The 21,339-nt window shown below is 71.3% G+C and carries 23 protein-coding genes and 1 riboswitch; of the genes, 12 read left to right on the forward strand and 11 right to left on the reverse strand.

Annotated elements, in window-relative coordinates:
• Window positions 1–39 precede the first annotated feature (39 nt).
• From AB0E90_RS13435 to AB0E90_RS13470, 8 genes are all read left to right on the forward strand, one after another.
• The gene (locus AB0E90_RS13435) at window positions 40–555 is read left to right on the forward strand and encodes an RNA polymerase sigma factor (RefSeq protein WP_360403592.1); all 516 of its coding nucleotides are present in this window, start codon (window positions 40–42) and stop codon (window positions 553–555) included.
• Window positions 552–1,361, forward strand: coding sequence for a zf-HC2 domain-containing protein (locus tag AB0E90_RS13440; RefSeq protein WP_360403594.1), 810 nt, complete (start codon window positions 552–554; stop codon window positions 1,359–1,361). Before AB0E90_RS13435 ends, AB0E90_RS13440 begins: the two co-directional genes overlap by 4 nt.
• Window positions 1,358–2,224: an ATP-binding cassette domain-containing protein gene (locus AB0E90_RS13445; protein WP_360403596.1), complete on the forward strand. Its 867-nt coding sequence runs from the start codon at window positions 1,358–1,360 to the stop codon at window positions 2,222–2,224. Before AB0E90_RS13440 ends, AB0E90_RS13445 begins: the two co-directional genes overlap by 4 nt.
• A complete protein-coding gene (locus AB0E90_RS13450) occupies window positions 2,221–3,072 on the forward strand; it encodes a hypothetical protein (protein WP_360403598.1) in 852 nt (283 codons plus the stop codon). Before AB0E90_RS13445 ends, AB0E90_RS13450 begins: the two co-directional genes overlap by 4 nt.
• Window positions 3,072–3,665, forward strand: a complete 594-nt coding sequence (locus AB0E90_RS13455; protein ID WP_360403600.1) for a hypothetical protein — start codon at window positions 3,072–3,074, stop codon at window positions 3,663–3,665. The genes AB0E90_RS13450 and AB0E90_RS13455 overlap by 1 nt, the downstream gene beginning before the upstream one ends.
• 137 nt (window positions 3,666–3,802) lie before the next feature.
• Window positions 3,803–4,780, forward strand: a complete 978-nt coding sequence (locus tag AB0E90_RS13460; protein ID WP_360403602.1) for a hypothetical protein — start codon at window positions 3,803–3,805, stop codon at window positions 4,778–4,780.
• A 220-nt stretch (window positions 4,781–5,000) separates the two neighbouring features.
• The gene (locus tag AB0E90_RS13465) at window positions 5,001–5,339 is read left to right on the forward strand and encodes a hypothetical protein (protein ID WP_360403604.1); all 339 of its coding nucleotides are present in this window, start codon (window positions 5,001–5,003) and stop codon (window positions 5,337–5,339) included.
• Complete coding sequence (locus AB0E90_RS13470; RefSeq protein ID WP_360403606.1) at window positions 5,332–5,631, forward strand: metalloregulator ArsR/SmtB family transcription factor; 300 nt, start codon at window positions 5,332–5,334, stop codon at window positions 5,629–5,631. Before AB0E90_RS13465 ends, AB0E90_RS13470 begins: the two co-directional genes overlap by 8 nt.
• On the opposite strand, the gene AB0E90_RS13475 is transcribed toward AB0E90_RS13470, so the two are convergent.
• Window positions 5,615–7,060: a nitronate monooxygenase gene (locus AB0E90_RS13475; RefSeq protein WP_360403608.1), complete on the reverse strand. Its 1,446-nt coding sequence runs from the start codon at window positions 7,058–7,060 to the stop codon at window positions 5,615–5,617. The two genes, AB0E90_RS13470 and AB0E90_RS13475, sit on opposite strands and share 17 nt — an antisense overlap.
• 118 nt (window positions 7,061–7,178) lie before the next feature.
• Here AB0E90_RS13475 and AB0E90_RS13480 point away from each other — a divergent pair, with 118 nt between their 5' ends.
• Window positions 7,179–7,721 carry an N-acetyltransferase gene (locus tag AB0E90_RS13480; protein ID WP_360403610.1) on the forward strand — a complete coding sequence of 181 codons (543 nt, stop codon included), beginning with the start codon at window positions 7,179–7,181 and terminating at the stop codon, window positions 7,719–7,721.
• A gap of 1 nt (window position 7,722) precedes the next feature.
• Here AB0E90_RS13480 and AB0E90_RS13485 read toward each other — a convergent pair whose 3' ends face one another.
• The 8 genes from AB0E90_RS13485 to mgrA all read right to left on the reverse strand — a co-directional run bounded on the left by AB0E90_RS13485 (window position 7,723) and on the right by mgrA (window position 13,696).
• Window positions 7,723–8,280: an alpha/beta hydrolase gene (locus AB0E90_RS13485; RefSeq protein ID WP_360403612.1), complete on the reverse strand. Its 558-nt coding sequence runs from the start codon at window positions 8,278–8,280 to the stop codon at window positions 7,723–7,725.
• A 58-nt stretch (window positions 8,281–8,338) separates the two neighbouring features.
• The gene (locus tag AB0E90_RS13490; protein WP_360403614.1) at window positions 8,339–9,373 is read right to left on the reverse strand and encodes a MerR family transcriptional regulator; all 1,035 of its coding nucleotides are present in this window, start codon (window positions 9,371–9,373) and stop codon (window positions 8,339–8,341) included.
• A 171-nt stretch (window positions 9,374–9,544) separates the two neighbouring features.
• Entirely contained in the window at window positions 9,545–9,766 is a 222-nt protein-coding gene (gene infA / locus AB0E90_RS13495; protein ID WP_360403616.1) for a translation initiation factor IF-1, read from the reverse strand.
• 26 nt (window positions 9,767–9,792) lie between these two features.
• The gene (locus AB0E90_RS13500; RefSeq protein WP_360403618.1) at window positions 9,793–10,548 is read right to left on the reverse strand and encodes a GNAT family N-acetyltransferase; all 756 of its coding nucleotides are present in this window, start codon (window positions 10,546–10,548) and stop codon (window positions 9,793–9,795) included.
• A gap of 180 nt (window positions 10,549–10,728) precedes the next feature.
• Window positions 10,729–11,529 (reverse strand): serine hydrolase domain-containing protein, encoded by an 801-nt coding sequence (locus tag AB0E90_RS13505; protein ID WP_360403620.1) that lies wholly within the window; start codon window positions 11,527–11,529, stop codon window positions 10,729–10,731.
• A gap of 29 nt (window positions 11,530–11,558) precedes the next feature.
• Entirely contained in the window at window positions 11,559–12,005 is a 447-nt protein-coding gene (locus AB0E90_RS13510) for a GNAT family N-acetyltransferase (protein ID WP_360403622.1), read from the reverse strand.
• The gene (locus AB0E90_RS13515; RefSeq protein ID WP_360403624.1) at window positions 12,002–12,658 is read right to left on the reverse strand and encodes a nucleotidyltransferase domain-containing protein; all 657 of its coding nucleotides are present in this window, start codon (window positions 12,656–12,658) and stop codon (window positions 12,002–12,004) included. Before AB0E90_RS13515 ends, AB0E90_RS13510 begins: the two co-directional genes overlap by 4 nt.
• A 42-nt stretch (window positions 12,659–12,700) precedes the next feature.
• Window positions 12,701–13,696 carry an L-glyceraldehyde 3-phosphate reductase gene (gene mgrA, locus AB0E90_RS13520; protein WP_360403626.1) on the reverse strand — a complete coding sequence of 332 codons (996 nt, stop codon included), beginning with the start codon at window positions 13,694–13,696 and terminating at the stop codon, window positions 12,701–12,703.
• Between the two features lie 33 nt (window positions 13,697–13,729).
• A riboswitch (glycine riboswitch) is annotated at window positions 13,730–13,821 on the forward strand.
• 84 nt (window positions 13,822–13,905) lie between these two features.
• Between mgrA and gcvP the strand changes: the two genes are divergently transcribed.
• On the forward strand, window positions 13,906–16,704 hold the full coding sequence (gene gcvP / locus AB0E90_RS13525) for an aminomethyl-transferring glycine dehydrogenase (RefSeq protein WP_360403628.1): 2,799 nt from the start codon (window positions 13,906–13,908) through the stop codon (window positions 16,702–16,704).
• Window positions 16,705–16,809: 105 nt separating this feature from the next.
• Entirely contained in the window at window positions 16,810–18,405 is a 1,596-nt protein-coding gene (locus tag AB0E90_RS13530; protein WP_360403630.1) for a methyl-accepting chemotaxis protein, read from the forward strand.
• Window positions 18,406–18,968: 563 nt separating this feature from the next.
• Here the strand turns inward: AB0E90_RS13530 and AB0E90_RS13535 are convergent.
• The gene (locus AB0E90_RS13535) at window positions 18,969–19,169 is read right to left on the reverse strand and encodes a DUF5999 family protein (RefSeq protein WP_360403632.1); all 201 of its coding nucleotides are present in this window, start codon (window positions 19,167–19,169) and stop codon (window positions 18,969–18,971) included.
• Between the two features lie 403 nt (window positions 19,170–19,572).
• Here AB0E90_RS13535 and AB0E90_RS13540 point away from each other — a divergent pair, with 403 nt between their 5' ends.
• Window positions 19,573–20,697, forward strand: a complete 1,125-nt coding sequence (locus AB0E90_RS13540; RefSeq protein WP_360403634.1) for a chorismate-binding protein — start codon at window positions 19,573–19,575, stop codon at window positions 20,695–20,697.
• Between the two features lie 2 nt (window positions 20,698–20,699).
• Here the strand turns inward: AB0E90_RS13540 and AB0E90_RS13545 are convergent, their stop codons facing one another.
• On the reverse strand, window positions 20,700–21,278 hold the full coding sequence (locus tag AB0E90_RS13545; protein WP_360403636.1) for a dihydrofolate reductase family protein: 579 nt from the start codon (window positions 21,276–21,278) through the stop codon (window positions 20,700–20,702).
• Window positions 21,279–21,339 lie beyond the last annotated feature (61 nt).

Consider the following 21,339-nt stretch of genomic DNA (forward strand, 5'->3'; position numbering starts at 1 on the left):
CTGGACAGACTGTTCAGGACGGTCCGACAGGGGGTCATCGTGGACGACGCCGCCCTCATCAGGTTGACCGCGCGTGGCGATCAGAACGCGCTCGCGGAACTCTACGAGCGGCATGCGCCCTGGTTGCAGGTCCGATTACGCCGGCGTTGCGGCGATGACGACGTGATCGCCGAGGCGCTGCAGGAAACGTTCGTGGCCGCGTGGCGGGGTGCGGGCCGGTGGCGTGGCGACGGCGATGTCGCGGCGTGGCTGTGGGGGATCGCGGTCCGGCGCCTGGTCGATCTGATCGCCAAGCGGCCGGCGCACCGCCCGCTGGCGAACGTCCCCGATCCGGTCGTGGCGTCCGCCGAGGACGAGTTGTTGCTCGGGGTCGAGTACGCCGAGCTGTCCACGGCCCTGAACCGCCTCTCGCCCGAGTTGCACGCGGTGGTGCAGGCGACCGTGCTGGACGGATTGACCACACGGGAGGCCGGCCGGCTCCTGCACATCCCGCAGGGCACGGTCAAGACCAGGATGGCTCGCGCCCGCACGTTGCTGAGGGAGGCGCTGTCATGACCGATTGGCACGCCGATGACGCGCTGCTGAGCGCGTACGCGCAGGGCCGGCTCGACCGGGCCAGAGCCGCGTCGGTCGAGCAGCACCTGGCCGGGTGCGCACTCTGCCGCGGCGGCATCGCCTCGCACGCCGACCCGGCGCTGCTCGCCCGGGCGTGGGTCGATGTGGTGGATGTGCTGGACCGGCCGCGGCAGTCGGCCTTCGAGCGGGTGCTCATCGCGCTCGGGTTGTCCACGCACGCGGCGCGGCTGGCCACCGGCGCCTCGGCGGCCCGCCGTGCGTGGGTGGCCGGCTGCATGCTGGTGGCCGCCTTCGCGATCGTCGCGCGCTACACCGACGGCCGGGCCACGATCTGGTTCCTGACCGTGGCGCCGCTGGTGCCGCTGACCGGGGTCGCGCTGGCGTACGGGCCGGGTGCCTTTCCCATGTACGACGTCGTGGCGGCCGCACCGTACCCGCGGATCCGGCTCGTCCTGCTGCGTTGCCTGCCGGTGTTGCCGATGACCGCGTTGCTGCTGGTGGTGGGAGGCGTGGTCCTGCCGGGAACGGCGCAGGCGGCGTTGTGGTTGCTGCCCGGTCTCGCCTTGGCGGTTCTCGGGCTGGCCGTCGAGCGGTTCGTCGGCGCGCGGACGTCGATCATCGGCCTCGCCGGGCTCTGGATCTCCGCTGTGACGGCGGCGCGGGTCTCCACCGGATCGGTGCTGAGCGCCTTCTCCCCGGCCGTGCAGGTGCTGTCCCTCGTGATCGTCATCGTCGCGGTGACCGCCGCGGTCATCGGTGCCGGCCGGACAAGGAGGCTGCTGTGACCGACATCAGGCTCACCGCCGTGAGCAAGAGCTACGGGCGGCGCCGTGTGCTGAACGCGATCTCGCTCGAGGCCGGCGCCGGCCTCCTCGGACTGCTGGGTCCCAACGGCGCCGGCAAGACCACCCTGCTGCGGATACTCGCCACGGTGGCCGAGGCCGACTCCGGCGGTGTTCACCTGCTCGGCCAGGACGCCGCCGATCCGCTGCCCCGCGTCGACATCCGTCGCGGCCTCGGCTACGTGCCTCAGGAGACCGGCTTCCCGAGTGGCTTCACCGCCTTCGAGTACGTCGACTACGTGGCGATCCTCAAGGAGATGACCGACCGCCGCACCCGGCACGACGAGGTGCGGCGCGTCCTGGCCGTGATGGGCCTGAGCCAGGTCGCGCGCCGGCGGATCCGTCGGCTGTCCGGCGGCATGAAGCGGCGGCTGGTGATCGCGCAGGCGCTGCTCGGCAATCCCCGGCTGCTCGTCCTCGACGAGCCGACCGTGAGCCTGGACCCGGAGCAGCGGCTCCGTTTCCGCGACACGATCTCCGCGCTGGCCGAGGACCGGTGCGTGGTCGTGTCCACCCACCAGACCGAGGACGTCGCCGCGTTCTGCCCGCGGGTCGTGGTGCTGCACGAGGGCCAGGTGCGCTTCGACGGCGCCCCGCGGCAGCTCGCCGACGCGGCGACCGGACGGGTGTGGATCGCCGACCGGCGCGATCCGGGCGCCCGACTCGCCTGGCGCACGGGCGACGGCCCGCTGCGCCAGGTCGGCACGCCACCGCCGGGCGCCCGACTGGTGCAACCGCTGCTCGAGGACGGTTATCTGCTGCTCGTCGACGCAGCCGAACCGTCCGCGGAGGTGACGAACCGATGAGCGCACCGACCTGGACTCCGGCCGTACGGCGGCTCGGCGCGTTCGAAGCCCACCGGATGCTGCGTCATCCGGCCTATCCCATCGCGATGCTCTACATCCTCACGTGGGCCGGCACCCTGCTGGTGAACCACCAGGGTGGCACGCCCGCAAACGGCGCCTACATGGTCGTGTCCTCGAGTCTGCTGCTCGTCTATGCGCCGGTGACATTCGTGGTGACGAACCGGGTCGCCGCCGCCACCCACCGGTCCCGGGTCCGCGAGGTCTTGGACAGTGTCCCGGTCGATGTCCGGCAGCGCACGCTCGGCGCCATCGTCGGCTTGATGCGCGGCCCGGTCGTCGTGGGGCTCGCCGGCGCGGCGCTGCTCCTGGTGCTGGGCAGGTTCGTCACCGCGCTCACCCCCGTGGCCGGCGACCGGGTGTACCAGCGCACCGTCCTGGAGTATCTGCAGGTGCCGGCGATCGTGCTCGGCGCGGGCCTGCTCGGTATTGCCGTCGCCCGCTGGCTGCCCTGGCCGGGAATGCTCCCGCTGACCACGCTCGTGCTGTGGTTCGGCACCATGGCCACGTACTTCCCGTTCACCGCGGTGTCCCAGTCCGGCGGGCCCGAGGTGGTGCACGCGCGGACGTGGTTGTCGCTGTGGCCGGTCTGGTACGCGTCCGACCAGGGCATGCTGCCCCGGCAACCGCTCGGCCAGGAGATGTGGCACCTGTCCTACCTGCTCGGACTCGGCACGCTGGCCGGGTTTGCGGCTCTGCTGCGCGCCGGTGGCCCGCGCCGGGCGCTGTTCGTCACCGCGGGAGCCGTCGTAGCCGTGACGGCCGCCGCGGCCTGGTTACAGCTCGGCTGATGTACACGTACCGGTGGCGCCTGGCCCGCCCCGGCTGGCTTGCCGGCGCCGCGGCCACCGCACTCGCCGTCGCGGTGACCGCGCTGGTCCTGGGCTGGGCCGACGACGTGACCGGCACATTGTTCACCGGGCACTGGATCAACCTCGTCGTGGCCGCCACGGCGGCGGCGCCGCTGCGCGACCCGGCGGCGGCCGTCCTCGACGCCACTCCGTACTCGCGCCGGCGGCGCCGACTTGCCCCGGCCGGCTGCGCCCTGCTTGCGGCGGCGCTGTGGTGGGCGGCGTTCGCCGCCGCGCAGGCGAGGCGGGTGCCGGGCGTGCCCTGGGCCGGTCTGGCGCTGGAGACAGCCGGGATGTGCGTCGTGGCCTGCGCGACCGGGATGTGGTGCATCGGCCACGCCGACCCGGGGGTGACCGGCAGCGCCGTCGTGGCCCTGCTGTTGTTGTTCGACGGAGCCCTGCCGTTCGGGCCGTGGCTGACCGCCGAACCCGGTCCGCACTGGGCGGCCGGGCGCACAGCCTGGGCCGCGCTCGCCGCGGCCGGACTCGTGGCCGTACTGGCCCGATCGCGGAATTCCAGTCACCCCAGGTAGGCCGCCGAAACCGGTTCTCCGCGCGCCGTCTTCCAGCGCGATGCGAACAACTGCGCTGCAGGCTCCGCGCCCCAGAACCGGTAGCACCGTTTGCGCCGACATCTCCGGCAGAACGTGCTACCAGGAGGAGTGGAACTATGATCATCGATTTCCCCAGGCCGGCGCCGGTCGCCCACATCGCCCGCCTGCTGGCGATCTGCGCGATCGCGGTGACCGCCGTCGTTCCGGGAGCGGGAGCGGCCGCTGCGGCCGAGACATGGTCCGGCTATTCACAGGTCGGCAGCAATCAGGTGAAGGGTGTGGCTGCTACGTCCTCCGCTGCCGGGCGTGTCGATCTGTTCGTGGTCGGTACCGATGATGCGGTGTGGACCAAGTCGTCGGTGAACGGGGTGTGGTCGGGTTACTCGCAGCTCGAAAGCAATCAGGTGAAGGGTGTGGCTGCCACGTCATCGGCTGCGGGCCGTATCGATCTGTTCGTCATCGACACCGGTGGCATGGTGCGGACCAAGTCGCTGTTCAACGGCATATGGTCCGGTTATTCGCAGCTCGGGAGTGGTCAGGTGGCGGGCGTGGCTGCTACGTCGTCTGCTCCCGGGCGTGTCGATCTGTTTGTGATCGGTACCGATAACGCTGTCTGGACCAAATCGTTGGTCAACGGCACGTGGTCTGGCTATTCGCAGGTCGGGAGCGGCCGGGTGAAGGGAGTGGCCGCCACTTCATCGACTGCCGGACGTATCGATCTGTTCGTGATCGGCACCGATGATGCCGTCTGGACCAAGTCGTCGGTCAACGGCGCATGGTCCGGCTACTCACAGCTGGGAGACAACCAGGTGAAAGCTGTTGCAGCGGTCGCTCCGACGTACCCGGGCGTTTCCTCCGGCCTCGTCGACCTGTTCGTTATCGGCACGGACGACGCCGTTTGGGTCAAGAGCTCCACGAACTACGGCCGGACCTACTCCGGCTACAGCCAGGTCGCCGCCAACCCGGTCCGGGGGATCGCCGCTGCGGGGACGGCCAGGACCGCACAACAGTACGAGCTCGATCTGCTCGTGATCGGCACGGACAATGCTGTCTGGCAGAACCGCCTTGTCGGTTGTTCCACCGGATGTCTCTGATGTTGTGCGCCGGCTAGCAAGGATCTCGGGGCGCCTTCGCCGACCGCGAAGGCGCCCCTTTCCGCTCTCCGGGGCTTTGCGGGACGGACTCGCAGGCCGTCGGGCCACCCGCCGCCCAGTACAGATCGAGAACCCCGGCCGCCAGAGTGCCGGACGCGGCGATCACCGTCGCCGCGGACCGCCCTTCCCATTCTCAGCCATTCGGCTTAATGTAAGCGACATGGCTGAGAATCCTGCGGAAGTCACGTTCGGCACCTACTACGTCCGCGCCGGCGCGGAGGCGGAGTTCGAGAAGCTCCTGCCGGAGAGCTGGGCGACCCTGCGCCGTCTCGGCTTCATCGAGGACGTCACGCCCCACCTGTTCCGGTCGGTGCGTGGGCCGGTCCGTTACGTCGAGCTGACCCGCTGGGTCGACGGCGGCATGGACCCGGCGCACGAGCACCCCGACGTCATCCCGATCTGGACCAGGCTCACCGCGCTGGTCGAGCCGGGCGCCCCAGCGGCCGTCAACCGGGGGCTGGTGTTCGACGGGTTCGTCCCGGTGGTCGTGAATGGCTGATCAGATCCCGGGCGTGGCTGATCTGGATCGGCTCGACGCGGTCTTCGGGGCGCTGTCGCACCGCACCCGCCGCGCGATCCTCGTGCGGCTGATGGCCCACGGCGGGCCGCAGACCTCCGGCGCGATCGCCGGGCGGATGGAGCACAGCTGGCAGACCACCAGCCGGCACCTGCGGATCCTGGAGGAGGCCGGCCTGATCAGCGTCGGCCTGCAGGGGCGCGAGCGGGTCTACACGCTCAACGCCGGCCACATGACCGCCCTCCTTCAGGACTGGATCAGCCGTTTCTCCTGATCGGAGCCTCGCCGAGCAGGTAGGCGACGACGTCGGCGGCCGGGTAGTCGTCGCCGTCGCGGGTCAGGTGCGCCAGGAAGGCGACATCCTGCCCGAGCGTCACCAGCGGTGGCTCGGCCTGGCCGCCGGCCCGCTGCTGGCCCAGCCCGATCGTGGCGACCAGGCCGTTGCAGAGGCACCGGCTGCCCGCGGTCTCCTCGGCAAGCCCGCCCTTGCGGACGAACTCGTCGACCGGCTCGGCCGGGCAGCGGTAACCGACCGCGCCGTCCGGCCGGCGGAACGGGGTGCGCAGGTAGCTCAGATCGCACATCCGGGGCCGCTCGGCATAGACCTGGTCGTCGGCGGTCGTGCCCGCCATGGCGGCGACCTTGAACGGGAAACCGGTCGGCGACGCTCGCACGTCGTTGCGCACCACCAGCTCACCGCGGCCGGCCTGCCGCAACAGTTGAAGGCGCAGCCGCGGTTCGATGCCGGACTCGCGGCACAGGGCGAACGCGGTGCCGACCTGGATGCCGGCCGCCCCCGCGGCCCGCGCCGCCGCCAGCCGATGTGGGCCGGTCTGCCCGCCGGCCAGCCAGAACGGCAGGCCGAGAGCGGCCACCTTCGGCACGTCCACCTCGTCGCGCGGCCCGTAGACCGGCTCGCCGGCGTCGTCGAGCGTCAGCTTTCCGCGGGGCCGGGCGCTGTGCCCGCCGGCGACCGCGGTCTCCAGCACGAAGCCGTCCGGCCGGGTGCTCTGGTCGCGGGCCAGGTAGAGCGCCAGGGTGGCGGAGGAGACGATCGCCAGCAGCCGCGGCCGGCGCAGCGGGCCGGGCAGCTCGCCCAGCAGGGCGGGCGGATCGAGCGCGACGTGATGCTCCTCGCCGGGGCGGGCGCCCTGCACCGTCACCGACAGGCGGGCCGGCCGGTGGGCCGCGAGCGCGTCGAGCAGGCCCGGGATCTCGGTGGGCAGACCGGCGCCCATCAGCACGTAGTCGACGCCGGCGAGCATCGCGCCGTAGACCGCCGCCGGGGTGGCCATCTGGATCTTCTCGAGATAGTTCACCCCGACCGGGCCGTCGTGCCCCTCCTTGGCCAGGAACACCTCGGCGAAGTTGGCCACCACGATCAACTGCTGACCGTCGCGGCGCGGTGTGAGCCCGAGCCGCGGCACCGGCCGGAACGGGCGCCCGGCCGGCAGCCCGCCGGCGACGAAATAGCGTTGCAGGACCGACCGCGCCACCGCCGGCACCGGGAAGTGGGCCAGGGCCCGCCGGACGTGCCCCTCCGGGTCGCCCTGCTGCAGCCGGCGGGCCAGCATCACGTCGAGCGCGACCCCGGACACCACGCCGAGCTGCCCGGTGGCGGCGACCGCGCGGGCCAGCCGCCAGCTGGAGACACCGACGCCCATGCCGCCCTGGATGATCTCGGGGATGCCGACGTCAACCATCTTTGCCCTCCCTGGCTCGTGGAGAACAATGCGGGACTCGCGGCGGCCCCACCAGGGACGAAAGTCCCGCGCTGGAAATCGGTTGGAGCGCGTCGCGCGGGTCGCTACCTTGCGCAGCATGGCCATTCGGATCGAACAGACACGCGACCACGACGCCGTGGGCGCCGTGGTCCGCGACGCCTTCGGCGCCGAGGACGGCGGACACGGTGTCGTGGTGGCCCGGCTCGTCGACGCCCTGCGCCGTGACGATCCCGGCGCGCTCTCGCTGGTGGCGGAGGAGGCCGGCGAGGTCGTCGGGCACATCATGTTCACCCGCACGCTTCTCGACGCCCCGCGGCAGTTGCTGCCGGTGCAGACGCTGAGCCCGCTCGCGGTCGCGCCGTCCTGGCAGCGCCGCGGCATCGGCTCCGCGCTCATCCGCGCCGGCCTGGAGCATCTGGACGAGCGGGGTGTCCCGCTGGTGTTCCTGGAGGGCGACCCGCGTTACTACTCCCGCGCCGGCTTCACCCCGGGCGGCGACCACGACTTCCGCAAACCCTCACTGCGGATCCCCGACCAGGCGTTCCAGGTCATGCAGCTGTCCGCTTACGAGCCCTGGATGACCGGCACCCTGGTCTACTCGCACACGTTCTGGGACCACGACTGCGTCGGCCTGCGCTAGCTCACAGCGTGCGGACGAAGGAGTCCATCGCGAGGGTCACCTGGCGGAGGATCTCGGCCGAGTTCACCGGGTCGTCGGGGGTCTCCAGGCCGTGGTCGGCGTGCTCGGTCTCGTAGAACGGCTGCCCGAGACTGCGGGCCACCTCGGGCTCCCAGGAGCGGTCGGCCGCGCTCCCGACCAGCAGGAACGGGGCGGTGGCTCGGCGCAGGTCGGCCGGCAGGGGCGACTCGCGCAGCACCGGGGTCAGCCAGACGCCGGGCAGGCCCCGGTCCGCGGCGAAACTCGCCGCAAAGCAGCCCATCGACTTGCCGACCAGGGCGATCCGCGGCGCCGTCTCGCGGTCGAGGATCGGGCCGACGTGGGCCTGCACGAAGGACGTGAGCCGGGCGAACCAGGCGGCCCGGTCCTGGTCGTCGCGCGGTGGCGGCGGCTCGGGCCAGCGGACCTCGCGGGTGTCCCAGCCGTGCTTCTCGAACACCGCCCCGGCGAAGTGCAGCAGCGGCCGCTCGGCCGTGTAGCCGTGCCCGGGAATCAGGAGTGCGAGCCGCTCGTCAGGCATCCGGCGATGATATTGGGACGGCGCCGGCCGCCGCGACCCCGCGGCGGCCGGCACGGGGTCAGTTGGCGATGTCGGCGACGACGCAGGCGATGTTGTCCGGCGCGCCGGCCTCGACGGCCAGATCCACCAGGCGCTGCACCGTCTCGCCGGGGGCGCCGGGCCCGGTCAGCGCCGCCTGCAGGGCCGCCCGGTCGACGACCGCGGACAGGCCGTCGGAGCACAGCAGGTAACGGTCGCCGGGCAGGGCGGTGCGCAGCGCCAGGTCGGCCTCGACCGGGTTGGGGCCGCCGAGGGCCCGCACGAGCAGGGCCCGCTGCGGATGGGTGATCGCCGCGGCCGGGTCGAGCTTGCCGTGGTCCACCTGGCCCTGCACCCACGTGTGGTCGTGGGTGAGCTGGGACAGCTCGCCACCGCGCAGCAGGTAGACGCGGGTGTCGCCGATGTGCACCAGCGCCAGCTGGCTGCCGCGCCGCAGGATCGCGGTCAGCGTGGTGATGGCCGTGCCGCGCAGCTCCTGGTCGAGCTCGCCGACCGTCGACGCCAGCGCCGTGAGCAGCCCGGCCGCGGTGTCGCCGGCCAGGTCCAGCCGTTTCAGCGCGTCGATGGCGGCGGCGCTGGCCTGCGCCCCGGCCGGCCCGCCACCGCCGTCGGCGACCGCGAGGAGGCGATCGTCGGCGTACGCGGCGTCCTGGTTGCTCTCCCGGACCTCGCCGGTCTCGCAGCGGGCGGCAGAGCGGATGGTGATCTCGGACATGATCGGGTTCCTCCTGGACAGATCTTCGAGGAGGAGGGTGACCTGGCGAGCCCGGGCCGTGGTCTGCGCGGTCTCCCGACGCCAGTAGGCCTCGACCGCGGCCGCCACCTCGGCCGGGGCCTGGCCGGCGACCGCTGAGATGTCGGACAGCGGCATGCCGATGCGGCGCAGATCCGCGATGAGCCGGGCCTGCCGGACCTGACCGGGCTCGTAGAACCGGTAACCGGAGTCGGGGTCGACCGCCGCCGGCGGCAGCAGCCCCGTCTCGTCGTACAGGCGCAGGGCCCGCGGGGTCAGCTTCGCGGCGCGGGCGAACGCGCCGATCGTCAGCAGCTCCACCGGTGTCATCCTCCCCTTGCCGGTCGGGTGACCGGCAAGACCCACCGTGCGGCTTTCCCCAAGGTGAAGGTCAAGCGGTCCTCGGCACCGGATCCGGATCATGCTCGTCGACGGCTTCCTGCCGTTGCTGGGCCTCGCCGAAGGGTGAGGCCCAGCGCCACGACGGCCGTTCTAGCGGTAGCGGAATATGATCCGGCCGCGGGTCAGGTCATACGGGCTCAGCTCGACGAGGACCCGGTCGAACGGCAGGATCTTGATGTAGTTCTTGCGGATCTTTCCGCTGATGTGGGCCAGCACCTTGTGGCCGTTCTGCAGCTCCACCGTGAAGTTCGCATTGCGCAGGCATTCGAGGACGGTGCCCTCGAGTTCGATGCCCTTTGATGTTCTTGGCATGGTCAGCGCTCCTGTGTCGTTGGTGGCTAGCGGATGACCAGTTCGAGGTTGCTGCCGTTGCGCCGAGCGCCGATGCTCTCGAACAACGCCGTGGCAGCCAGGTTGGATTCGCTCACCTCGGCCGAGGCCGTTTTCTTACCGATGTGGTGCAGTGCGCCGAGCGCGTGGGCCAGCAGCGCCCGGGCGATGCCGCGGCGCCGGCTGTCGGCCCGCACGGCGATCAGCCCGATCCGTGGCAGCCGGGTCACCATGGTGACCCGCAGCAGGCCGACGTAGTCGCCGCCCTGTGCCGCCACCGCGTATTTCGCCGGGTCGAACTCCGGCCGGACGAGGATCTCGGCCGGCATGTCCGCCCAGCCCAGGCCGTCCGCGACCTCCTCGCGGACGGTGCGGTCGAGCGCGCGTAACGGTGCCTCCTGCGCGCGGCCGAACGCCGTGATCGACACGCCCGCCGGCGGAAGCTCGGAGTCGGGGGCGGTGGGCACGGCGTACTCCCACTCCCGGCGCCGGATCACGAAGCCGGCCCGCTGCCACTGGGCCGTCAGGTCGAGGTCGGCCTCGTCGACCACCGTGTGCAGCGGTCTCGGCAGGGCGGTCAGCATGGCCGCGGCCAGCCGGTCGAAGGCCACGTCGTGCCAGGCGTCGATGCTGACGAACATCCGCTCGTCGGGCCGCCGGGCCACCTCGCCCCGGCCGACGACCAGGTCGTCCTCCAGAGCGTGCCACCGACCGGTCGCGACGCGCTCGACCAGCACGTCGTGACTGAAATCCACTGGGTTCATACTTTGGTGCCTTTCGGGGTCGCCTTGGTGGGGGCGCTCCCGCTGACACTCAGGTCAGTGGCCGGTCGTGACGGTGAGAGGGAGCACCCGCTCGATACGAACGTTCACGGGTCTCACCTCCTGAAGCAGTGTCACGGCGACATGAAATCTACCAGCATGCCGGTCGCGCCGTCCAACCAGCTAGAACTGGGCCAACTTCCGGCCCAGGACCTCGGCCGGGTTCGGGTCGTCGGTGAACGACACGACGACGGCGGAGGTGGCGGTGGCCGGTGAGGCGATCACGTAGGTGACGCAGCCGGGGCGGCGGCCGGTGTGGGCGTAGGCCGGGCCGGTGTCGCCGGGCAGGATGAACGAGCCCCAGGCGTACGGCACGAGGGCGCCGTCCCGCAGCCTTCCCGGCTGCCGGAGCAGGGCGGTGAGACGGGGGCCGAGGGCGCCGATGTGCATCGCCTCGGCCCAGCGCAGCATGTCGCGCGCGGTCGACCAGATGCCGGGCGCGTCCACGCCGGCCCGGAACTGGGTCGAGGCCATGCCCAGCGGCGCGAACAGGTGTTTCTGGGCGATTTCGGCGAGCGGCCGGCCGCCGGCCAGCTCGGCCAGCGTCGCCAGGCAGGCATAGTCGGTGTCGCTGTAGGAGAACGCCGTTCCGGGCTCGGCCCGGGGGCCGGGGGCGGTGGACACGTCTCCGTCGGGCAGCCCGCTGGTGTGATGGATCAGGTGGTGGAGGCGGACGGGCGCGGCCCAGGCCGGCAGCTCGGGCAGCAGCGTCCGGACCGGCAGGTTGGGGTCCAGATCACCCTGTCGCATGAGGATCGCGACGCACGCCGCCACGATCCACTTCCCGGCGCCGGCGATGTCGACCAGCGTCTCGGCGGTCGGGCCCTCGTCGTCCGCCTCGCCGCCGAGCCAGGTGACGCCCGCGGCATCAACGTGGCCGGCCACTGTCCGGCCGGGCATCGGCGTCTTCTCGTCAACTGGCACGCCGTCAAGATAGCGAGGCCCGCGACCGGCTAGCCGAGGGGCCGGGCCAGCAGCCGCCGGCCCTCGTCGATGAATCCGCGGGCCCGGTAGTAGCGGAACAGATGCGACACGTCCTGGCCGTTCGGGGCGACCACGATCTCGAGCTGGGCGGCCCCGATGGACGCGGCCCAGCGCGCGCTGTCCTCGATGAGCTGCTCGGCGAGCCCGCGCCGCCGGAACGCCGGCGCCACGTAGAGATCCTCGAGCTCGGCGATCAGCCCGTTCTCCAGGCCGTAGCTGGAGGTGCTGATCCCGAACCCGGCGATCCGCCCGCCCGAGTCGATCACCGCGACGTGCGCGGCGTCGCTGTCCAGCAGGTGCCGCAGATGTTGCTCCAACCGGGGCACCGGCGTCGCGAATCCGTCCTCGGCGTAGAAGTCGACGGCCAGGGCCAGCACGTCGACGAGATCACCGGCCGTGGCGGACCGCAAGATCATTTCAACCCCCGTTCCCGTACGCCATGAAGCAGTTGATCTATCGCGTCGGTCGCCGGCGCCGCCGGCAGCGTGGTCTCCGTCGCCGCCGTGGCGAGGTCGTCCTGCAGCGCTTCGGCCCAGAGCATGACCTCGTGCCAGGGGAGTGCGCCGTGCTTGACCGCGAGGAGCCGGTCGCGCCACGGCCGGACGTCGAGCAGGACCTCGCCGGTCCGCAGCACGTGCGCGCCCGCCATCAGCAGCCGCAACATGTGCATCGCCTGCTTGTGGTTGGTCTCGCCGGTGCGTTCGCGGCGGGCGTTCACCCGGGTGAACTGGTCCCGGGCGTAAGCGCCGTAGCTGTTCGCCGCCTGGCGGGACAGGAACGCCTGCCGCACCGACCGCAGCGCCTCGCCGTCGGCGGTGATCTGCTCGACGAGCGGCGACCAGAGCACCTCGAGCACCGTGGGATTGGCCTGCAGGGCGAGCACGCAGAACCGTTCGATCTCCCAGGAGAACTCTTCCGCCCGCGGGCCGTCGAGGTGCGTCGGCGGTTTCGCCAGCCCCCAGAAGCTGCGGGTCGGGGCGGCGAACACGCCCCGGCGGTCGTGGTCGGAGCCGGGCCCGTCGAGTCCGTAGGCCCGGGAGCCGACCACGACGCCGAGGATCCGGTTCACGTCCGGGACGGTACCGGCCGCACCGCCCCGGACGGGACCGATTTAAAGGTCCAGGACCGTACCGTCGATCTCGTCCAGCTCCTCGGCCGACAGCCCCAGGTTGTTCAGCGCGGCGACGTTGTTCTCCAGCTGGTCGACGCTGCTCGCGCCGATGATCAGGCTGGTCATCCGGTCGTCGCGCAGCGCCCAGGCCAGGGCCATCTGGGCGAGGGACTGGCCGCGCCGCTTGGCGATGTCGTTGAGGGCGTGGATCCGGCCCATCGTCTTGTTGTCGAGGGCGTCCTCGTTGAGGAAGACGCTGGTGCGCACCCGCGAGTCCTCGGGAATGCCACCGAGGTAGCGGTCGGTGAGCAGCCCCTGCTGCAGCGGGCTGAACGCGATGCAGCCCGCCCCCGCGTCGGCCAGCGTGTCGAGCAGGCCGTCGCGCTCGATCCAGCGGTTGAGCATCGAGTACGACGGCTGGTGGATCAGCAGCGGCGTGCCCAGATCCTTCAGGATCGCTGCGGCCTGCGCCGTCTGCGAAGCGGTGTAGTTGCTGATGCCGACGTAGAGCGCCTTGCCGGACCGCACCACCGCGTCGAGGGCGCCCATTGTCTCCTCGAGCGGGGTGTCCGGGTCGGGCCGGTGGTGGTAGAAGACGTCGACGTAGTCGAGGCCGAGCCGCTTCAGCGACTGATCCAGCGAGCTGACCAGGTATTTCCGCGAACCCCACTCGCCGTACGGGCCCTCCCACATGTGGTAGCCGGCCTTGGTCGACACCACGATCTCGTCCCGGTACGCCTTCAGGTCGGTGGCGAGCAGCCGGCCGAAGTTCGACTCGGCGCTACCCGGCGGCGGCCCGTAGTTGTTGGCCAGGTCGAAGTGGGTCACGCCGAGGTCGAAGGCGCGGCGCACGATGTCGCGCTGCTTCTCGAGCGGCCGGGTGTGGCCGAAGTTGTGCCAGAGGCCGAGCGAGATCGCGGGCAGTTTCAGTCCGCTGCGCCCGGCTCGCCGGTAGGTCATCGAGTCATAGCGGTCCTGTGCGGGGGTGAACGTCACAACCCCACCATAGAGATCACTGGTAGTTTGGTTGCCAGCCATGCGGGAGAGTCCATGATCACAAATGGCGCCGAAGGGGCAAATCCTCCCCGGAACCTCTCAGGCAAACGGACCGTGTGGGCTGCGCGACTCTGAAATACCTGCTGCGCGGGTGGGTATGACAGAGGGGGAGGCCGCCTTGTCGACCTCTCCCTCCGCTAGGAGCCGCCATGACGTTCGCACATCGCCACATAGGGCCCGATCAGGACGAGCAGACACATATGCTCAAGGCGATCGGGTATCCGTCGCTCGACACCCTGATGGACGCGGCGGTCCCCGAGGTCATCCGCTGGCACGAGGGGCTCGACCTGCCCGCCGCCGCTTCCGAGGAAGAGGCGATCGCCGAACTGCGCGAGATCGCGTCGCGCAACACGGTCGCCACCCCGATGATCGGCCTCGGTTACTACGGCACACACACCCCGGCCGTGATCAGGCGCAACGTCCTGGAGAACCCGTCCTGGTACACGGCCTACACGCCGTACCAGCCGGAGATCAGCCAGGGCCGCCTCGAGGCGCTGCTCAACTTCCAGACCATGGTGACCGACCTCACCGGCCTGACCACCGCCAACGCCTCGATGCTCGACGAGGGCACGGCGGTCGCGGAAGCGATGACGCTGGCGCGCCGAGCTTCAAAATCCAAATCTGCGGTGTACGCGGTGGACCGCGACACCTTCCCGCAGACGCTCGCGGTGCTGCGCACCCGGGCCGAGCCGCTGGGCATCCAGCTCGCGCTGGTGGACCCGGACGGACCGCTCCCCGACGACTTCTTCGGCCTGCACCTGAATTACCCGGGCGCGTCCGGCGCGGTCCGTGACCACGCCGCCCTGGTCGCGGCCGCCCACGACAAGGGCGCGCTGGTCACGGTCGCGGCCGACCTGCTCGCGCTGACCCTGCTGCGTGCGCCGGGCGAGATCGGCGCGGACATCGCGGCCGGCACCACCCAGCGGTTCGGGGTGCCGCTCGGCTTCGGCGGCCCGCACGCCGGCTACCTCGCGGTGCGCGCCGGCCTCGAGCGCTCGCTGCCCGGCCGGCTGGTCGGCGTCTCCAAGGACGCGGACGGCGCGCCCGCCTACCGCCTCGCCCTGCAGACCCGTGAGCAGCACATCCGCCGGGAGAAGGCGACCAGCAACATCTGCACCGCGCAGGTCCTGCTGGCCGTGATGGCCAGCATGTACGCGGTCTACCACGGGCCGGACGGGCTGCGCCGGATCGCCAAGCGCACCCACGACCACGCGCTGACCATCGCCGGTTCGCTGGCGGCCGGCGGCGTCGCGGTGGCGCACGACGCCTTCTTCGACACCGTGACCGCGGTCGTTCCCGGCCGGGCGGCCTCGATCGTTTCCGCCGCCGCGGACCACGGCGTCGACCTGCGGCTCGTCGGCGACGACCGGGTGTCGATCTCCACCGACGAGACGACCACCGACGCGCACGTGGCCACCGTGCTCGCCGCCTTCGGGGTGCCGGTCGCGGCCGCCGCCGAGTGCGGGGCCAAGCCGCTGGGGCGGACCACCGACTTCCTCGCCCACCCGGTGTTCCGCACCCACCACTCCGAGACCAGCATGCTGCGCTACCTGCGCAAACTCTCGGACCGCGACTACGCGCTGGACCGCGGGATGATCCCGCTCGGCTCCTGCACGATGAAGCTCAACGCCACCACCGAGATGGAGCCGGTGAGCTGGCCCGAGTTCGCGAACATCCACCCGTACGCCCCGGCCTCGCAGACCCAGGGCTACGAGCACCTGGTGGCGCAGCTCGAGGCGTGGCTGGCCGAGATCACCGGGTACGACGCGGTCTCCGTACAGCCGAATGCCGGCAGTCAGGGTGAGCTCGCCGGTCTGCTGGCCATCCGGGGTTATCACCGCTCCCGCGGTGATCTGCACCGGGACGTGTGCCTGATCCCGTCGAGCGCGCACGGCACCAACGCGGCCAGCGCGGTCATGGCCGGCATGCGCGTGGTCGTCGTCGCGTGCGACTCCCTCGGCAACGTCGACATCGCCGATCTGGACGCGAAGATCACCAAGCACGCCGACACGCTGGCCGCGATCATGGTGACCTATCCCTCGACGCACGGCGTGTACGAGGCCTCGATCGCCGAGCTGTGCGGCAAGGTGCACGACGCCGGCGGCCAGGTCTACGTCGACGGCGCCAACCTCAACGCCCTGGTCGGGTACGCCAAGCCCGGCAAGTTCGGCGCCGACGTGTCGCACCTGAACCTGCACAAGACGTTCTGCATCCCGCACGGCGGCGGCGGTCCCGGCGTGGGCCCGGTCGCGGTCCGCGCCCACCTCGCCGACTTCCTGCCCGGCAACCCGCTCGAGCCCGGCGACCACCACGCCGTCTCGGCCGCCGCGCACGGCTCGGCCGGCATCCTGCCGATCTCCTGGGCCTACGTGCGGATGATGGGCCCGGACGGCCTCGCGGCCGCCACCGGCGCCGCGGTGCTCACCGCCAACTACGTGGCGTCGCGGCTGCGTGACCACTACCCGGTGCTGTACGCGGGCGGCAACGGTCTCGTGGCGCACGAATGCATCCTCGACCTGCGGCCGATCACCAAGGCCACCGGCGTCTCGGTCGACGACGTCGCCAAGCGGCTGATCGACTACGGCTTCCACGCGCCCACCATGTCGTTCCCGGTGGCCGGCACGCTCATGGTCGAGCCGACCGAGAGCGAGGACCTGGCCGAGCTCGACCGGTTCTGCGCCGCGATGATCGCGATCAAGGAAGAGATCGACCAGGTCGCCGCGGGCGTCTGGCCGGCCGGCGACAACCCCCTCGCGAACGCGCCGCACACGGCGGCCGCGGTCACCGCGGACGAGTGGAACCACCCGTACCCGCGCTCGATCGCCGGATTCCCGAAGGGCGTCGACCGGACCGCGAAGTACTGGCCGCCGGTGCGCCGCATCGACGGCGCCTACGGCGACCGCAATCTGGTCTGTTCCTGCCCCGCGCCCGAAGCCTTCGAGGACTGACCTGCGGTTTATCACCGAATCGCACCCCGGCACTCCCTACCATCAGACGGGGGGAGTGCCGAGAGAAACAGTCGGACGAACCAACCGACTGATGGGGTGCTGAGGGTGCCGAAGCTGCGCATACTGACCGACCGGAAGGTCGGCACCAAGATCATGATCGCGGTCGGCGTGGTCGCCGCCTTCGGCATGATCGACGGCGCGTACGCGCTCGACAGCCTCGGCAGCACCAACGACCAGGTGAAAGCCGTCTACGGCCACAACCAGGAGCTGAACTCGATCGGCAACCTGCGGGCCGCGGTCAACCGGGACTGGCTCGGCCTCGACGCCTACCAGCTCGCCGCCACCGCGGCCGAGCGGGCCACCGCCAAGTCCGCCATCGACCTGGCCGACAGCCAGGTCGTGAGCTACTCGGCCGAGTACGAGGCGTACCCGATCGGCGCCCCGCAGAAGACCGCGGTCGACGGATTCCAGAGCGCCTGGAAGACGTACGACACGCTGGTCGACGCCAAGCTGCTGCCGCTCGCCGCCGCCGGCGACACCACCGCCGTCGCCAAGCTCCGCAGCGGCGACCTGGCCACCGCGATGAAGGCCATCCGCAGCAACCTGACCACCCTCGCCGACCTGACCGTCCAGGCCGGCGCCGCCCAGATGACCACCGCCGAGGACCGTTACCAGTCCACCAAGCACTGGGTGCTCATGATCGTCATCGTCAGCACCCTGCTCGCGGTCGGCCTGGCCGCCTTCACCGCCCGCCTGATCGTCAAGCCGCTGTCCCGCTGTGTCGACGCCCTCGAGCGCATCGGCAAGGGCGACCTGACCGCCCGGGTCGAGGTGACCTCGGCCGACGAGGTGGGCCGCATGTCGGTCGCGCTCAACGAGACCGCCGGCGCGGTGGCCGGCATGGTCGGCCGCATCCAGAGCAGCTCCACCATGCTCGCGTCCGCCTCCGAGGAGCTGTCGGCGGTGTCCCTGCAGCTCTCCGCGTCGGCCGAGGAGACCGCGGTGCAGGTCGGCACCGTCTCCGAGGCAGCCGGGCGGGTCTCGCACAACGTGCAGACGGTCGCGGCCGGCGCCGACGAGATGGGCGTCTCGATCCGGGAGATCGCCAACAACGCCAACGAGGCCGCCGGGGTGGCCGCGCAGGCCGCCCGCACCGCGGAGAGCACCAACGCCAGCGTCGCCCGCCTCGGCAACGCCTCCGCCCAGATCGGCACCGTCGTCGCCATGATCACGTCGATCGCCGAGCAGACCAACCTGCTCGCGCTCAACGCCACCATCGAGGCCGCCCGCGCCGGTGAGGCCGGCAAGGGCTTCGCGGTGGTCGCCTCCGAGGTCAAGGACCTGGCCATGGAGACCGCCCGGGCCACCCAGGAGATCACCGCCCAGGTGAGCGCGATCCAGGCGGAGAGCGGCAACGCGGTCGGCGCGATCCAGCAGATCGGCAGCGTGATCACCACGATCAGCGACTACACGACCACGATCGCCGCCGCGGTCGAGGAGCAGACCGCCACCACCGCCGAGATCTCCCGCAGCGTCGGCCACGCCGCCGAGGGCACGGCGAACATCGCCGAGACGATCACCGGCGTCGCCGACGCGGCCCGCCAGGTGACCGAGGGCGCCACCGAGACCCAGCAGACCGCGGCCGACCTCGCCCGCACCGCAGCCGAGCTGCAGGCCACGGTAGCCACCTACCAGATCTGACCCCCGCCAAGCCGGCCCCAGAGTCCCGAAGAACGGCCGCCGAGGCTGGTGAGAGCCCGATTTCAAGGAGACCGGTGCCTCCACGGCCGTTCGAGAGCCCAACTTCAAGGGACCGGGGCTTCGCCGGGCCTTGCCGCCGTCGAGGGCCCGATTTCAAGGAAAGTGAGCCCTCGACGGACGTCTGAGAGCCCGATTTCAAGGGAACCGGCGTCACTTCCGGCCCGTGAAAGATCGTTTGACCCCTGGAAGGCGTGAACGGGAGCCTCGGCAGTGTCGCCGGGCTCCCGTTCTCGTTTGCCGCCCTCTCCCACCGGTCGGCGTCGACGCGAGCTGTCGCGGAGCGAGCTGCGGCGAGGCGGCAAAATATGCAGTTGGCGGTTGCGGCGGGCTGTTTTTGGCCGTGGGAATCGGCGCCCGCCGCGTGTCGTCGTTGTTCGCGGGGTCGTGGAAGGAACGGTGAGTGATGCTCGGCGTTGAGCTCGTAGAGTCACGCGGCTACTGTGCGTAGCGGCGGAGGGCTCATGCCAGGCGGCAGCTCTGCCGTCTCGGCCGGTGCGGCCCGCTCAGGCCGCGAGGGCGTGGCGGGCGGGGCCGCGGTGCGGTTCGAGGATCGTGCCGTCGGGCAGGATCTCACCGGTGTCCTCGAAAATGATCACGCCGTTGCAGAGCAGGCTCCAGCCCTGCTCGGGAAAGGCGGCGAGGATGCGGGCCGCTTCGCGGTCCATTGCTTCGGAGCTGGGACATTGCGTCTGGTGCTGGCACATCGGGGGTCTCCGGTCAGGGGGCTGTGTGTGACGATTCACAACGACGGTGACGGACGTTACCTCAATCCGAACGACGGCGGATTGGGCGGGTGACGGCGTCACATTGAAAGAATCCTCGGTTCAAATGGTCCACGGAAGCGGGTATCGCGACCACTTCCCGACACCTCCAATGTGTCCGCCGCCGGGCGCTCCGGCGTCCTGCCAGGGCCGTCACCGTGCGTTAACAGCGTTCGAATGGTTCTGCTGTGACGATGGTGACCCTGCGAAGCTTGTCGCCGCGTTCCTCGCCGACAACGGACTGCCAGTGCGAAACATTGGCCGAACGGCCATCCAAGTTCACCCGACCGGCGCTGGCACGCTCTGCGGAGCGGCACTCTACGTATCCGCCGCCGCCGGTTCCGTAATGGCCGGCGGCCCACCCGGACCATCGACCCCCGTTCCCGGGATCCCGGACGTCTACGCCGTCGTCTACGTCCACACCGCCGACGAGCCGGGGCCTTCCGCTGGGGCGGGAGAGCCGGCCGACCCGGCGGCGATCAGGTCGCCGGACGCGGCGAATGCCGGTCGGGCCGGCGCAGCGGGGGGAGCCGCGGCCGCGGCGCCGGCCACGGACCGCGCGGAGAGCCCGGGATCGCCATCTGCCTGCTCCTTCGACGAGGTGTGTTGCCTCGATGGTGAGCCCTCTGCGCAATCCGCTGATGAACGCGACGTTTCCGGCTGGCACCTGGGTCAGTGGACGCCGAGCTGGACGCCGACGGAGCATGCCGCCGCGGTCGACGCGGTGCGGGAGGCGATCGGCCGCGGTGACGTCTATCAGGTCAACGTCGTGGGCCACGCCAGCGCGCCGTACCGGGGCGATCCGGCGCCCGCCCTGCGCCGGGTGGCAGAGCTGCCCGGCGCCCGCTACGGCGGCGTCCTGGCCGGAAACGGCTGGGCGCTGGCCACCGCGTCGCTGGAGACCCTGGTCGAGGTCCGCGACGGCCGGGTGATCACCCGGCCGATCAAGGGCACCCGCCCGGCCACCGGTCCGGGCCGCCGGGAGTTGCTCGCCTCGGCGAAGGAGCGGGCCGAGCACGTGATGATCGTCGACCTGGAGCGCAATGACCTCGCCCGGCTGCCCGAACTCGGCCCGGTCACGGTCGACGAGCTGTTCGCGGTACGCCGCTGGGTCGACCTGTGGCAGGCGGAGTCGGTGGTCTCGGCCCCGATCGAGTCGCCGCTGGACCTGGCCGACCTGCTGCGCGCGGTCTGCCCGGGCGGCTCGGTGACCGGCGCGCCCAAGCTGGCGGCCCTGGCCGAGATCGCGGCGCTGGAGCCGGTCGGCCGCGGCGTCAGCATGGGCGCCGTCGGCTGGATCGGCCCGGACCACCTCGACCTGGGCCTGAGCATCCGCACGGTCGCGGTCGACGGCACCCACGTCCACGCCTGGGCGGGCGGCGGCATCACCTGGGACAGCGACCCCACCGCGGAAGTGGAGGAGGCAGCAGCCAAGGCCGCCCCGATCCGAGCAGCCTTGGCCGGCCCCTGACGTCAGGTGGTCGGGGGTGCCAGGGTGTATGTCAGGTAGGCGAACTGGCCTCGTTGCTCGACCGACGTCAGGGACAGGCGGGACGGCATGAGGCGGCGGGGGAGCAGTGGCGCGCCCGCGCCGAGGGTGGCCGGGGCCACGCCCAGGATCAGCTCGTCGAGCAGGCCCGCGTCGGCGAAGGCGCCGGCCAGCTCGCCGCCGCCGGTCACCCAGACGTTCTTCCCGGCGGCCGCCTCGGTCATCGCCTCGTGCACCGGCCGCACGTCGCCCCGCACGAACGTGATGTCGGCGCCCGGGATCGGCGGCAGGTCGCGGTGGGTGAACACCCAGGCGGGCACGTCGCCGTAGTAGCCCTGCCACTTCTGCGGCTCGGTCAGCAGCGAGTCGTGATCGAGGATCCACTCGTAGGTGGTGGCGCCCATGACGAACGCGCCGACGCCGGCGAAGAAGGTGGCGAACGGGTTGGCGCCGGACTCGTCCTCGCGCCCCTCGTCGACCGCGAACAGCCACTCGAGCGAATTGTCGGGATCGGCGATGTAGCCGTCGATCGTCGTAGCGGTGTAGTACTGCGTCTTCGGCACGAAATTCACCCTGCCACCCCGGTATGACAAATTTTTGGTCTCGGCTGTCACCTGAGGGCCC

It is taken from the genome of Actinoplanes sp. NPDC026619 (genome assembly GCF_040638295.1).
Taxonomy (GTDB): Bacteria; Actinomycetota; Actinomycetes; order Mycobacteriales; family Micromonosporaceae; genus Actinoplanes.

What these genes read in the sequence shown, in the direction of transcription:
- AB0E90_RS13440 (WP_360403594.1), top strand. Translation starts at nt 552, where the DNA reads ATGACCGATTGGCACGCCGATGACGCGCTGCTGAGCGCGTACGCGCAG.
- AB0E90_RS13450 (WP_360403598.1), top strand. Translation starts at nt 2,221, where the DNA reads ATGAGCGCACCGACCTGGACTCCGGCCGTACGGCGGCTCGGCGCGTTC.
- AB0E90_RS13455 (WP_360403600.1), top strand. Translation starts at nt 3,072, where the DNA reads ATGTACACGTACCGGTGGCGCCTGGCCCGCCCCGGCTGGCTTGCCGGC.
- AB0E90_RS13460 (WP_360403602.1), top strand. Translation starts at nt 3,803, where the DNA reads ATGATCATCGATTTCCCCAGGCCGGCGCCGGTCGCCCACATCGCCCGC.
- AB0E90_RS13465 (WP_360403604.1), top strand. Translation starts at nt 5,001, where the DNA reads ATGGCTGAGAATCCTGCGGAAGTCACGTTCGGCACCTACTACGTCCGC.
- AB0E90_RS13470 (WP_360403606.1), top strand. Translation starts at nt 5,332, where the DNA reads ATGGCTGATCAGATCCCGGGCGTGGCTGATCTGGATCGGCTCGACGCG.
- AB0E90_RS13475 (WP_360403608.1), bottom strand. Translation starts at nt 7,060, where the DNA reads ATGGTTGACGTCGGCATCCCCGAGATCATCCAGGGCGGCATGGGCGTC.
- AB0E90_RS13480 (WP_360403610.1), top strand. Translation starts at nt 7,179, where the DNA reads ATGGCCATTCGGATCGAACAGACACGCGACCACGACGCCGTGGGCGCC.
- AB0E90_RS13485 (WP_360403612.1), bottom strand. Translation starts at nt 8,280, where the DNA reads ATGCCTGACGAGCGGCTCGCACTCCTGATTCCCGGGCACGGCTACACG.
- infA (WP_360403616.1), bottom strand. Translation starts at nt 9,766, where the DNA reads ATGCCAAGAACATCAAAGGGCATCGAACTCGAGGGCACCGTCCTCGAA.
- AB0E90_RS13500 (WP_360403618.1), bottom strand. Translation starts at nt 10,548, where the DNA reads ATGAACCCAGTGGATTTCAGTCACGACGTGCTGGTCGAGCGCGTCGCG.
- AB0E90_RS13510 (WP_360403622.1), bottom strand. Translation starts at nt 12,005, where the DNA reads ATGATCTTGCGGTCCGCCACGGCCGGTGATCTCGTCGACGTGCTGGCC.
- gcvP (WP_360403628.1), top strand. Translation starts at nt 13,906, where the DNA reads ATGACGTTCGCACATCGCCACATAGGGCCCGATCAGGACGAGCAGACA.
- AB0E90_RS13535 (WP_360403632.1), bottom strand. Translation starts at nt 19,169, where the DNA reads ATGTGCCAGCACCAGACGCAATGTCCCAGCTCCGAAGCAATGGACCGC.
- AB0E90_RS13540 (WP_360403634.1), top strand. Translation starts at nt 19,573, where the DNA reads ATGGCCGGCGGCCCACCCGGACCATCGACCCCCGTTCCCGGGATCCCG.